This is a genomic window from Streptomyces eurythermus, assembly GCF_014649115.1.
GTDB lineage: Bacteria > Actinomycetota > Actinomycetes > Streptomycetales > Streptomycetaceae > Streptomyces > Streptomyces eurythermus.
This window is the reverse complement of record NZ_BMSK01000018.1, coordinates 1-12,564: the sequence shown is the minus strand read 5'-3', so window position 1 is coordinate 12,564 and position 12,564 is coordinate 1. Positions and strand designations below refer to the sequence as shown.

12 protein-coding genes are annotated in these 12,564 nt (G+C 70.1%); 8 read left to right on the top strand and 4 right to left on the bottom strand.

Going from position 1 to position 12,564, the window contains the following annotated elements:
* The 7 genes from IE251_RS30060 to IE251_RS30030 form a co-directional block, all read left to right on the top strand.
* Positions 1-291: GTP-binding protein (locus tag IE251_RS30060; protein WP_189756145.1), on the top strand; the 291-nt coding region annotated here is incomplete at its 5' end.
* Between the two features lie 379 nt (positions 292-670).
* A complete protein-coding gene (locus IE251_RS30055) occupies positions 671-4,051 on the top strand; it encodes a nitrate- and nitrite sensing domain-containing protein (protein ID WP_189756144.1) in 3,381 nt (1,126 codons plus the stop codon).
* Between the two features lie 10 nt (positions 4,052-4,061).
* Positions 4,062-4,475, top strand: coding sequence for a roadblock/LC7 domain-containing protein (locus IE251_RS30050; RefSeq protein ID WP_029385896.1), 414 nt, complete (start codon positions 4,062-4,064; stop codon positions 4,473-4,475).
* Between the two features lie 96 nt (positions 4,476-4,571).
* Positions 4,572-5,150, top strand: coding sequence for a DUF742 domain-containing protein (locus IE251_RS30045; RefSeq protein ID WP_189756143.1), 579 nt, complete (start codon positions 4,572-4,574; stop codon positions 5,148-5,150).
* Entirely contained in the window at positions 5,131-5,712 is a 582-nt protein-coding gene (locus tag IE251_RS30040) for a GTP-binding protein (RefSeq protein ID WP_014675207.1), read from the top strand. Before IE251_RS30045 ends, IE251_RS30040 begins: the two co-directional genes overlap by 20 nt.
* Positions 5,713-5,800: 88 nt before the next feature.
* Positions 5,801-6,085 carry a hypothetical protein gene (locus tag IE251_RS30035; RefSeq protein ID WP_030793025.1) on the top strand — a complete coding sequence of 95 codons (285 nt, stop codon included), beginning with the start codon at positions 5,801-5,803 and terminating at the stop codon, positions 6,083-6,085.
* Positions 6,086-6,122: 37 nt separating this feature from the next.
* A complete protein-coding gene (locus IE251_RS30030; RefSeq protein ID WP_189756142.1) occupies positions 6,123-6,767 on the top strand; it encodes an NACHT N-terminal Helical domain 1-containing protein in 645 nt (214 codons plus the stop codon).
* 62 nt (positions 6,768-6,829) lie between these two features.
* Here IE251_RS30030 and IE251_RS30025 read toward each other — a convergent pair whose 3' ends face one another.
* The 4 genes from IE251_RS30025 to IE251_RS30010 form a co-directional block, all read right to left on the bottom strand.
* Positions 6,830-7,021, bottom strand: coding sequence for an acyl-CoA carboxylase subunit epsilon (locus tag IE251_RS30025; RefSeq protein ID WP_189756141.1), 192 nt, complete (start codon positions 7,019-7,021; stop codon positions 6,830-6,832).
* 21 nt (positions 7,022-7,042) lie between these two features.
* Entirely contained in the window at positions 7,043-8,638 is a 1,596-nt protein-coding gene (locus IE251_RS30020) for an acyl-CoA carboxylase subunit beta (RefSeq protein WP_189756140.1), read from the bottom strand.
* A 154-nt stretch (positions 8,639-8,792) separates the two neighbouring features.
* Complete coding sequence (locus tag IE251_RS30015; RefSeq protein ID WP_189756139.1) at positions 8,793-11,093, bottom strand: polysaccharide lyase 8 family protein; 2,301 nt, start codon at positions 11,091-11,093, stop codon at positions 8,793-8,795.
* 34 nt (positions 11,094-11,127) lie between these two features.
* A complete protein-coding gene (locus IE251_RS30010; protein ID WP_189756138.1) occupies positions 11,128-11,634 on the bottom strand; it encodes a hypothetical protein in 507 nt (168 codons plus the stop codon).
* A 217-nt stretch (positions 11,635-11,851) separates the two neighbouring features.
* Between IE251_RS30010 and IE251_RS30005 the strand changes: the two genes are divergently transcribed.
* Entirely contained in the window at positions 11,852-12,460 is a 609-nt protein-coding gene (locus IE251_RS30005) for a YceI family protein (RefSeq protein ID WP_189756137.1), read from the top strand.
* Positions 12,461-12,564 lie beyond the last annotated feature (104 nt).

The following is a 12,564-nucleotide window of genomic DNA, read 5'->3' as shown; positions in this document are numbered from 1 at the left end:
ATGTGGGACGACCTCGTCCGCGGCGCCATCGGCGCCATCGTCCTCGTCGACACCCGCCGCCTCGCCGACTGCTTCCCCGCCGTCGACTACTTCGAGAACTCCGGGCTCCCCTTCGTCATCGCCCTCAACGGCTTCGACGGACAACAGCCCTACACCCCCGACGAAGTCCGCGAAGCACTCCAGATCGGCCCCGACACCCCCATCATCACCACCGACGCCCGCCACCGCGCCGACGCCAAGAGCGCCCTCATCACACTCGTCGAACACGCCCTGATGGCCCGCTTGAAGTAACACCCAAGTGCGACGGGCAATACGGCAGTTGTCGTAAAGGTTTCGGAGCCGGCTGTGGCCTTTGACACGGTCGGCTCCGGTGTTCATAACAGTTCGGCAGAGGAATGGCCGGGCATCACCACGCGACGCGTTCGAACGGTACCGCTGCGCGCACGAACCCCCCGCCTTTTGGCAAGGCTCGCTCTTTATGACCGTTTTATCTGGCGTTTACATTCGCTCCATCACGGGGTTCCGCTGTTTGGAATCGCGCTGGTCCACGTGCTGGAATGCCTGAACTGCCCAATGGTCCAAGACGTACCCCGTAGTGGTCTGTGGTGAACCGGGCTCTGAGAGACTGCGGCACGACGTAGGTGCCGACCGCCGAGAGGTTGTTGGTCGAGTGAGGCGAAGCAAGAACGGTCCCGAGCCGTCGGCGCGGGGCAACTTCACCCCGCCGCCGCGCGCTGCGGCGCCCACCCCCGTTCCCGGCGCGGAGCCGGCGGCGGCTCCGGCGTCCGGCGGCCGTCTCTCCCCGCGGAACTGGCGGGTGCCCACCCGGCTGAACGCGATCCTGCTCATACCCGTGATGGTCGGCCTCGTCATGGGCGGCTTCCAGGTGAAGAGCTCGATCGACACCTGGCAGGAGGCCCGTGACGCCGAGAACACCGCCCGGCTGGTGCGCGCCGCCCTCTCCTACGCCGACGCCCTGGAGAACGAGCGCGACGTCAGCGCCGAGCCGCTGCTGCTGAGCAAGAAGGACGCCGAGAGCAAGGCGGCCGTCGACAACGCCCGCAAGGCCACCGACCAGGCCGCCAAGGTGTTCGACGACGCCGCCGAGAGCGCCCCGGACAAGTCGGGCATCAAGCGCCGGCTGACGCTGTTCCACGAGGCCGAGCCCCAGCTGGCACGGCTGCGGCAGGCCGCCTTCACCTCCCGGATGACCGGCGTGAAGACCGAGGAAGGCTACGTCGAGGTCATCCACCCGCTGATGGAGTTCGCCAACGAACTCGGTCTGGGCACCGGAAACATCACCTCCTACGGCCGTACCGTCTACGCCATGTCGCTGACCAAGGCGGCACTGTCGCTGGAGCGGTCGATCGGCACGCACCTGCTGGTCAAGCCCGGCCCCGACGCCCCGAACCTGGCGTCCCAGCAGATCTCCCTGTCCTCGTACGCCTACCTGGAGCGCATCGCGCTGGAGGAGTACAAGGGTGGTGGCACCGAGGCCGACGCGCAGCGCCTGGAAGACGCCAAGGGGAAGGTCGAGGCGGACGCCGCCGCGCTGGCCCGCAAGGCCAAGGCGCAGGACCCCCAGTACGTCGCCCCGCCGTCGGACCCGACCGACATGGTCACGGCGCTGGCCACCATGAAGGACACCAGCACGCTCACCCGTGAGGGGCTGGCCGCCAAGGGCATCACCACCGACAACTGGTGGGCGGTCAACACGCTGAAGTACAAGGCCTACCGCCAGATCGAGGCGGACATGGCCGACAAGGCGGTGAACGAGGCGTCCGGCATCGCCGACGACGCCAAGACCTCCGCCCTGATCACCGGCGCCGTCGTCGTCATCGGTCTGCTGGCCGCGTTCATCCTGGCCGGCATGGTGGCCCGCCAGATGAGCCGCGCGATGCGCCGCCTGCGCAACGCCGCCTTCGGCATCGCCGAGCAGCGGCTGCCGATGCTGGTCGACCAGCTCTCCCGCACCGACCCCGGCCGGGTCGACACCCGCGTCGAGCCGATCCCGATCACCAGCAAGGACGAGATCGGCGAGGTCGCCCGCGCCTTCGACCAGGTGCACCGCGAGGCGGTCCGGCTCGCCTCCGAGCAGGCGCTGCTGCGGGGCAACATCAACGCGATCTTCACCAACCTCTCGCGCCGCAACCAGTCGCTGATCGAGGGCCAGCTGACCCTGATCACCGACCTGGAGAACAACGAGGCCGACCCCGACCAGCTGGAGAACCTCTTCAAGCTGGACCACCTGGCCACCCGTATGCGCCGCAACGGCGAGAACCTGCTGGTCCTCGCCGGCGAGGAGCCCGGCCGCCGCTGGGACCAGCCGGTGCCGCTGATCGACGTGCTGCGCGCCGCCTCCTCCGAGGTGGAGCAGTACGAGCGCATCGAGCTGTCCGGTGTGCCGGAGGCCGAGATCCACGGCCGCGCGGTCACCGACCTGGTGCACCTGCTGGCCGAGCTGCTGGAGAACGCCACCACGTTCTCCTCCCCGCAGACCAAGGTCCGCGTCACCGCGACCCGGCTGCCCGACGGCCGCGTGATGATCGAGATCCACGACAAGGGCATCGGTCTGACCGCCGAGGACTTCGCGGACATCAACCACAAGCTGGCCAACCCGCCGACCGTGGACGCCGCGATCTCCCAGCGCATGGGCCTGTTCGTGGTCGGCCGGCTGTCCGACCGGCACGGCATCCGGGTCCAGCTGCGCCCCTCGGGCGAGCAGGCCGGTACGACGTCCCTGGTCATGCTGCCGGACGCGATCACGCACGGCGGTGGCGCCGAAGCCCCGCTGGAGCGCGACGAGTTCACCGTCTCGCAGATCATCCCGGAGCAGCAGTTCCAGGGCGGGGAGCCCGGCGGACAGCAGCAGCAGCCGCTGCGCACCGCCGCCGAGCTGGGCTTCGACGACAGCCGGTACACCGGGGACGGCGACGGCGCCCGCGGGCTGGACCCCGTCGGCCGCACCCGGCTGCGCGAGGAGCGCCGCGCCGCGCTGGAGGCCCAGCAGGGCCGGCAGCACGCCGAGCCGCAGCACGAGACCGCCGGGTACCAGGACCCGTTCACCGGCGGGCAGCAGGCCTACCAGGAACAGCCGCAGCAGGCGTACCAGGAGCAGCAGCAGGCGTACGACGCGCAGCAGCCTCAGCAGAACTTCGAGGCCCCGGCGTACGAGGAGCAGCACACCGGCTCGTACGAGGAACCGCACACGGGCTCGTACCAGGAGCAGCACACCGGCTCCTACGAGGAACCGCACACCGGCTCCTACCAGGAGCAGCACACCGGCTCGTACCAGGAGCAGCACACCGGGTCGTACGAGCGGCCGTACGAGCAGGCGTACGACGAGCAGTACTACTCGCCGACCGGTGAGGTGCCGCAGCCCGAGGGCTTCTCCGCCGACGGCGGTTACCCTGAGTCCCAGGCACCGTACGCGGAGCCCGCCCAGCAGCCGTCCTACCAGGACGACTGGCCTCAGCAGGACGGTTACCAGAACGGCTATCCGGCCCAGTACGCTCCGGAAACGGAAACCCCGCGGGCCGCTGACGCGGATGAGCGGAACGGCGTAGGCTTCGACCGTCCGGGTACGGCCTCTCCCGCCGCGCACGAGCTGACCGACGCCGGGCTGCCCCGCCGTGGCGCCCCCGCGAGCGGATCCCACGGCGCCGGCTCCGCGAACTCGAACGCGAACGGCACGGCGCGCGTGCGGCAGGAAGCGGCGTCCCCGGCACCGGGGAACACCCAGGGCGCGGGCGACGGCAGCAACTGGCGGTCGGCGAACGACGAGCGGTGGCAGCAGGCCGCGCAGCTCCGGAAGCCCAAGGCAGGCGGGGTCACCGCCTCCGGTCTGCCGCGGCGGGTGCCCAAGGCCAACCTGGTCGAGGGTTCCGCCGAATCCACCCCCCAGGGAGGCCCACAGGTCTCCCGCGCCCCGGAGGACGTCCGGGGCAGGCTGAGCAACCTGCGTCGGGGCGTCCAGCGCGGGCGCAGCGCAGGCAGTGATACGAACGGCCAGGGCTTCGGTCCTGACAGCACCTACAACCAGGAGCGTTAGTGTGAGCCCGATGAGCCAGGCGGCACAGAACCTGAACTGGTTGATCACCAACTTCGTGGACAACACCCCGGGGGTGTCCCACACGGTGGTGGTCTCCGCCGACGGACTCCTTCTGGCGATGTCCGAAGGCTTCCCCCGCGACCGCGCCGACCAGCTCGCGGCCGTCGCCTCCGGTCTGACCTCGCTGACCGCCGGTGCCTCGCGCATCTTCGAGGGCGGCAACGTGAACCAGACGGTTGTGGAGATGGAGCGAGGATTCCTCTTCATCATGTCCATCTCCGACGGCTCGTCCCTCGCGGTACTGGCCCACCCGGAGGCGGACATCGGCCTCATCGGGTACGAGATGGCCCTTCTGGTGGACCGCGCGGGCACGGTTCTCACCCCGGATCTCCGCGCGGAGCTCCAGGGAAGCCTTCTCAACTAGTAATCGGACGATGCGTTTACGTGTCCCGGGGCCGTAAGGTTTCGGGACGCGGCTTCCACAGGGATGGGTGCCCCGCGCAGTTCGGAGGAGGAGAAAGTGGCAACACCCCCAGGCGATTCGTCTTCGGGCAACTGGTCGTACGGACCTGCCCAGGGCCAGCAGGACGGCTCGGCGAACCCGTACAACTTCCCCTCCGCCCCCGACCACCGCCGGCCCTACACCCCGCAGGGCCCCGGTCCCTACAACCAGCCGCCGTACGACCAGCCGCAGGCGCCGCGCATCCAGCCGGTCCAGCCGCAGCGCCGTCCCGAGCCGGCCCCGGCCACGGCGGCGAACAACCCCCTGGTGCGTCCGTACGCCATGACCGGCGGCCGGACCCGCCCGCGCTACCAGCTCGCCATCGAGGCACTGGTGCACACCACCGCCGCTCCGCACCAGATGCAGGGTCAGCTGCCCGAGCATCAGCGGATCTGCAACCTGTGCCGGGAGATCAAGTCGGTGGCCGAGATCTCGGCCCTGCTGACGATCCCCCTCGGCGTGGCCAGGATCCTCGTCGCCGACTTGGCGGAGGCGGGCCTGGTCGCCATCCATCAGCCCGGCGGCGACGAGAACGCCGGTGGCCAGCCAGACGTGACACTGCTCGAAAGGGTGCTCAGTGGACTTCGCAAGCTCTAGCGGCGGTCCTTCCCGCTCCACCACCTCCGCGAAGATCGTGGTGGCGGGCGGCTTCGGCGTGGGCAAGACCACGTTCGTCGGCGCCGTCTCGGAGATCAACCCGCTGCGCACAGAGGCCGTCATGACGTCCGCGTCGGCCGGCATCGACGACCTCACCCACACCGGGGACAAGACCACCACCACGGTGGCCATGGACTTCGGCCGCATCACCCTGGACCAGGACCTCATCCTGTACCTGTTCGGCACCCCCGGACAGGACCGCTTCTGGTTCATGTGGGACGACCTCGTCCGCGGCGCCATCGGCGCCATCGTCCTCGTCGACACCCGCCGCCTCGCCGACTGCTTCCCCGCCGTCGACTACTTCGAGAACTCCGGACTCCCCTTCGTCATCGCCCTCAACGGCTTCGACGGACAACAGCCCTACACCCCCGACGAAGTCCGCGAAGCACTCCAGATCGGCCCCGACACCCCCATCATCACCACCGACGCCCGCCACCGCGCCGACGCCAAGAGCGCCCTCATCACACTCGTCGAACACGCCCTGATGGCCCGCCTGCGGTAACTCCGCCCCCCGGGCAACCGACGCGGGCTCCTGTCGCTCTTCTCTGAGGACAGGAGCCTTTGTCGTGGTACGTAACGGTGGGTCCGGGATGCATGTGATCGAGGTCGACGGCTGGAGTGCGCTGCTGTGGGCGGCGCTGCTGCTGGTGCCGAGCGCGCTGGTGTCCTCGGCGCTGCTGTTCCCGCTGCGGGCCCGGCTGCGCAGCCCGCTGGTCCTCGGCTGGCTGACCACGTTCCTGACCGCCGTCCTGCTGCCGCTGTGGACCCCGGGCCTGCGCCTGACCTCCCTGTGGCCGGCGGTCTGCGTGGCCACGCTGTCCCTGCCGCTGGAGCCGTGGCTGCGAAAGCGGGACGAGAGGCGGCGCGAGGGGTGACAATGCCCTCGGTCCGGGTGTGTCGAGGGGGCGGGAAGTGAGCGCTGAGGCTGCGGCCGCGTTACGGCTGGGCACGACCGTGGCGAAGGCCGCGGCACAGATGTGGCTGGGCGGCAGACGCCGGGAGCAGGAACGGCGGCTGGACATGGCCGGGCTGATCCGGTTGCGGGTGTCCGGGCTGCGCTTCCAGCGGGGTGTGCACCGGCAGTTCGAGGAGATCGCGGACGCGGTGTACGACCGGCTGGCGCCGTACCTGGAACGGGAGTTCTGCGGCCTGGACGACGGTGCCCGCCAGGCCGTGCTCGACGGGGTGTGCGACACGTTCGAGGCGGCCGACCTCTCCGACGAGGCGGTGCTCACGGCGGACGTGAACCCGGCGGAGCTCGTCCGCCGGATCACCGGGACGGTACGGCCGCCCGCCGGCCTCGGCGAGTCCGAAAGCCGCCTGTACGAGCTGCTGTTCACCGAGTGCGTCGAGTACTACGTACGCATCGTGCGGGGCACGGAGATCGCCCGGGTACTGGAACGGCTCCCCGACCGTTCCCTGTTCGCGCCGGAGGGCACGGACCAAGACGGCGACTTCCGGCGCCGCTACCCGGAACTGGTCAGCACGACCCTGGACGGCCCCATCGCCAAGCGCACCAAGCTGAATCTGCCCGGCGTCAGGGTCACCATCGGCTGAGCACACCACGACCCCGCCCTCCCAAAGGAGCAGCGGGGTCATGGTCAAGCAGCGCGCGGCGCTCAGTGCCAGCTGTGCGGTGCCCGGAAGCCCGGCTCGCGCTCCAGGCGGCGCCAGCCCGCTCGGGCGCGGACTCGGTGGACGGGGGCCGGGGTCGGCTGGGACGCGGCTCGGGCGAGGAGGAGGGCCGTGATGGCGGCGACCTCCTCGGGCTCGGCGTGACCCTTTTCGACGCGGATGTCAGGAGTACTCATGGGTGTCGGTCTCCGTAAGGGTTACTGCGGCGGGTTGCCGTGCTTGCGGGAGGGCAGGTCGGCGTGCTTGGTGTGCAGCATCGCGAGCGACTTGATCAGCACCTCGCGGGTCTCGGCGGGGTCGATGACGTCGTCCACGAGGCCGCGCTCGGCCGCGTAGTACGGGTGCATCAGCTCGGCCTTGTACTCCTTGACCATCTTCTGCCGCATGGCCTCGGGGTCCTCGGCGGAGGCGATCTGCCGGCGGAAGATGACGTTGGCCGCGCCCTCCGCGCCCATCACGGCGATCTCGTTCGTCGGCCAGGCGTAGGTCAGGTCGGCGCCGATCGACTGGGAGTCCATGACGATGTAGGCACCTCCGTACGCCTTGCGCAGGATGAGCGAGATCCGCGGCACGGTCGCGTTGCAGTAGGCGTACAGCAGCTTCGCGCCGTGGCGGATGATTCCGCCGTGTTCCTGGTCGACGCCGGGGAGGAACCCGGGGACGTCCAGGAAGGTGACGATCGGGATATTGAAAGCGTCACACATCTGGACGAAGCGCGCAGCCTTTTCGCTGGCCTCGATGTCCAGGACGCCCGCGAGGACCTGGGGCTGGTTGGCGATGATGCCGACGACCTGGCCGTCCAGGCGGCCCAGGGCGCAGATGATGTTGCGGGCCCAGCGCTCGTGGACCTCGAGGTAATCGCCGTCGTCGACGATCTCCTCGATGACCTTGGTCATGTCGTACGGCCGGTTGCCGTCGGCCGGGACCAGGTCCAGCAGGACGTCGCTGCGGCGGTCGACCGGGTCGGTGGACTCGACGCGGGGCGGGTTCTCGCGGTTGTTCTGCGGGAGCAGGGAGAGGAGGTAGCGCACCTCGGCGATGCACGTCTCCTCGTCGTCGTAGGCGAAGTGGCACACACCGGAGGTCTCGGCGTGCACGTCGGCGCCGCCCAGGCCGTTCTGGGTGATCTCCTCGCCGGTGACGGCCTTGACCACGTCCGGCCCGGTGATGAACATCTGCGAGGTCTCGCGGACCATGAAGACGAAGTCCGTCAGGGCCGGGGAGTACGCGGCGCCGCCCGCGCACGGGCCGAGCATCACCGAGATCTGCGGGATGACACCGCTGGCCTTGGTGTTGCGCTGGAAGATGCCGCCGTAGCCGGCCAGGGCGGAGACGCCCTCCTGGATACGGGCGCCGGCGCCGTCGTTCAGGGAGACCAGCGGGGCACCGGCCGCGATGGCCATGTCCATGATCTTGTGGATCTTGGTGGCGTGGGCCTCGCCCAGCGCGCCGCCGAAGATCCGGAAGTCATGGGCGTAGACGAAGACCGTGCGGCCCTCCACCGTGCCCCAGCCGGTGATGACACCGTCGGTGTACGGCTTCTTCGCCTCCAGGCCGAAACCGGTCGCCCGGTGCCGGCGCAGCTGCTCGACCTCCTGGAAGGACCCGGGGTCGAGGAGCAGCTCGATCCGCTCCCGCGCCGTCAGCTTGCCCTTGGCGTGCTGCGCCTCGGTCGCCTTCTCACTCGGACCCGCCACGGCCCGCGCACGGATCTCGTGCAGCTCGGCGACCCGTCCGCGCGCGTCCGTCGGCTCGCCGGTCGGCTCACCCGTCGTCTCTTCCAAAACGGTCATGTAGCGACCTTACGAAGGACACCAAGAAAAGCGAGCCGTCGACTCTGTACAGTCTCCGGCCCGTTTTCCTGGTACGTGTGAACAGAACCACCACGCGATGCAGCCGTTCCGACTGCTCAGCGGGGCATCTCGTTGTAGGGGGACCACAAACCGATCAGCCGAGAGCCACCTCACATTCGTGGGTGGCGCATGCCATCCCCGGAGTGACAAGGACCCTCAGACGGCGGCCCGCCTCCAGCACCTCGACCCCGTCGCCGGCCCGGGTGACCGCGCGCACGGGGTGGTCCCAGACCAGTTCCAGGGGGGTTCCGGTGCGCGGTGGCTCGCTGATCCGGAGGGAGGCCGTACGGCCCCGGCGCACGACGAGCACGCTCGCGCCGGCCGAGACGGTCAGCTCCCCCACCGTACCGGGCCCCCAGAAGGTGCACGCCGTCACCCCCGGCCGGGGTACGGCGACGGCCTGGGCGGTGGTGTCGTTGGCGAGGACGGTGAGCCAGTGCCGGTCGCCGGCCCGGGCGGCGGTCTCGGCGCGGGTGGCGCCGGGCAGCAGGACGTAGGCGTAGCGGGCATCGGCCGGGTCGGTGCCGTGGTCGAGCCAGAGGGTCTGCCAGCGCCGGGTGCGCCGCTCGGGGCTGCTGGTGGTGTTGATGTCGGCCCAGGCGCCGGTGCGGTCCTCGCGCAGGGTGCGCAGTTCGCCGCCGTGGGGCAGGACCCAGCCGCCGTGGCCCTCCAGGTGGGCCCAGTTCCGGCCGCGTACGAGGGGCTGGGTGCCGTTCTCGCCCAGGTTGCGGTTGTCCACGACCGTCTCGACGGGCATGCCGTCGGCGCAGGTGATCCCGGCGCCGAGGCAGACCACGGCGTCGTCGAGGAAGAACCAGGACTTGCGGGCCTGGAGGGTGGAGCCGAGGCCCTTGAGGTGCTGACCGACGGCCGCGTAGGTGCCGTCGGTGGTGCCGCCGACCCAGCGCACGGCCGGTTTGGGTGCGCCCCACTCGCCGCCGGCCCGGTCGGGGAGGCGTCGGGTGGAGACGGTGGTGCCGGGCAGCCGGTACCAGTCGACGGTGGGCCAGTACCAGTCGGTGTACTGGTCGCCGCTGCCCCGCGGCCACCAGGAGAGCATGCCGGAGCCGGTGTGCCAGCCGCGCGGGTTCTCGCCGTTGCCGCATTCGTAGTGGGCGATGCGGTCGCTGGCCATGGCGAGGGCGGCGGTGAAGCGGGGGGTGCGGTGGACGGCGCGGTCCATGGCCGGGAAGAGCCGGTGCCCGAGGGGTTCCGGGGCGGCGGGGACGGGTGCGGCGGCGACGGTGTGCAGCCGGGCGAGATCCCCGACGCCGAACTGACGGGAGGACAGTATCGGTGACACGGTGTCCCGTTCGATCCATCCCTTGACGCGCCCGTACCACCGCTCCCGCTCCTCCGGACTCGCGCCCCCGGCGAGGAGGGCGATGGCGGCGATCAGGGCCTGGCCGTGGTAGTGGTCGCCGCGCATCACACCTTGGTCGTCGGAACGCGGCAGACCCCGGCTGATGGCACGGCCGTTGACGCAGTCCATGACCAGTCCGTCGTGGATCAGCGGAGCGTAGGCGTGCTCGACGCTGTCCAGGATGTGCTGCCGGCCGGGGTCGGTGATGTCCCACTGCGACCCCGCGAGCAACGCGAACAGCCGCCCGAGGCCGTCGAGGAGGACCTGGCCGTAGGTGCCCGAGTAGGCGACCCAGGCGTGCTGGACGAAGGAACCGTCGGCGTAGAGGCCGTCACCCTGGGTGACGTACGGGAAGACGGGCGAGAGGGCGTCGCGGGCGAGGGCGATCTTCTGCGGGCTGCGGCCGAGGATGCCGCGCAGGGCGACCGAGCGGCACAGGTCGACGCGGTTGGCGCCGGTGCTGGTGCCGGAGTAGTCGGTGAGCATCGTGTCCGGTATGAAGTGGTCGACGGCCGCGCAGGCCGCCGCGACCCGGTCCGGGCCCGCCTGCGCGTACAGCGCGGCGGTGATGTCCATCAACAGTCGGGGGCTGCCGATCTGCCACTCCCACCAGTTGCCGTAGCGGGTGGTGGCCGGGTTGTAGACGGTGGCGGTGAGGTGGTCGAGGCCGCGTAACACGTCCGTGAGCAGGCCGGGGTCGCCGGTGACACCGGTGCCGGTCTGGACGTAGGCCTGGGTCATGGTCCACAGGCGGTTGTAGCTGAAGGTGATGCCGGAGGGCGGGTCGAAGGGGTGGCCGGGCCAGAGGGAGGCGGGGCCGGGAAGCATGGCGGCCCGGAACTCTCTTGCCTTTTCCCCGAGCTGGACGAGACGGGAGGCGTACGGTTCGGCGGCCGGGTCGTAGCCGGTGCCGAGCGCGATGCCGAGCCAGCGCCCGCGCAGCGTCTCGTACGGGTCGGGGCCGGCCGCCCGTGCGCCCCACCCGGGGGTGGCGGCGAGGGCGGCGGCCAGCAGCAGTGCGCGTCGGGTCATGCGGAGGGGCCCGGTCACCGCCGTCGCCGCCCGGTCAGCAGCCGCCGCAGTTGTAGTAGAGGACGTCCCAGTGATTGCCCTCGTCGGCGTAGATGTTGCCGGAGCCGGACTTGTACTGCGGGGCGCCGTCGCCGCGCAGGCCGATGTACGTGAAGGTGTTCTTGACGTACGAGGTCACGCACGTGTTCTTGCCGTAGTCGAGCTTGTAGCCGTTCCAGTGGGAGTAGGTGCCGGAGGCGTGGCCGGTCTCGGTGCCGCCGGTGATGTTGAGGGCGCAGCCGCTGGCGCTCTTGAGGGTCTGGGCGCCCTGGGCGGTGGCGAGGTTGAGCTGCTCGAAGGATGTGCAGGTGGGGTTGTTCCGGTCGGAGCAGTTGCCGGAGGACGACCAGGTGATGCCGGACTGGCGGAACATCGAGGTGGCGGTGGCGTGGCTGATCTTGGTGACGGCGACGGCGGCGGAGGCGTCCGGGGCGGTGCCTACGACGGCGAGGCCGGGGGCGGCGACGAGGGCGAGGGTGGTCAGCAGCGAGCGGATCTTCATGGGGGGGCCTTCCTGCGATGGGCCGGGCTCTTTTCCGGGGCGGCTGTGCAGGTGGTGCAGGCCAGATCGTGCCCGAGGGACAGGGCGGTGCACCAGAGGCACGAACGGGTGACTGTGTGTGCCCACTGCGACACGGTGGGGTTTTAGTTGAACACTAAACAGATTGGGGCTATGGTCGTAGACCGAACTTAGTTCAACGTTCAACCAGGAGCACGTCATGGGCATCTTCAGCCGCAAGAACACCACCCCGTCCGCCCCCGCCGCGCCGGCCGTCGCCGGACCCGACCTGACCGCGCTGACCGGTGACTACGTCATCGACCCGGCCCACAGCACGATCGGGTTCGTCGCCCGGCACGCGATGGTCACCAACGTGAAGGGCGGCTTCGGCGACTTCACCGGCACGCTGCACCTGGACGGGGCCGAGCCGACGAAGTCCACGGCCGCGCTGGATGTCCGGGTGGAGAGCATCGACACGGGTAACGCGGACCGTGACACCCACCTGAAGTCGGCGGACTTCTTCAAGACGGACGAGTTCCCGACGATGACGTTCCGGTCCACCGGGGTGGAGGTGCTGGGCGGGGAGGAGTACCGCGTCACCGGTGAGCTGTCCCTGCTCGGTGTCACCAAGCCGCTGACCATCGACCTGGAGTTCAACGGCTTCGCCAAGGATCCGTTCGGCAACGAGCGGGTGGGTTTCACCGGCAAGGCGGAGATCCTGCGGTCCGAGTTCGGGCTGACGTGGAACGCGGCGCTGGAGACGGGTGGGGTGCTGATCTCCGACAAGGTGAAGCTGACGTTCGACGTTTCTGCGATCAAGCAGGCGTGAGGGTGTTGGGGGGCGCCGCCGTGGGTGTGGGGGCCGGTGTTCGTCAGTGGCCGTTGGGCCGCTCGCTTCTTGGTCAGTGTCGGGCTTCCGCGAGGTGAGTCAAG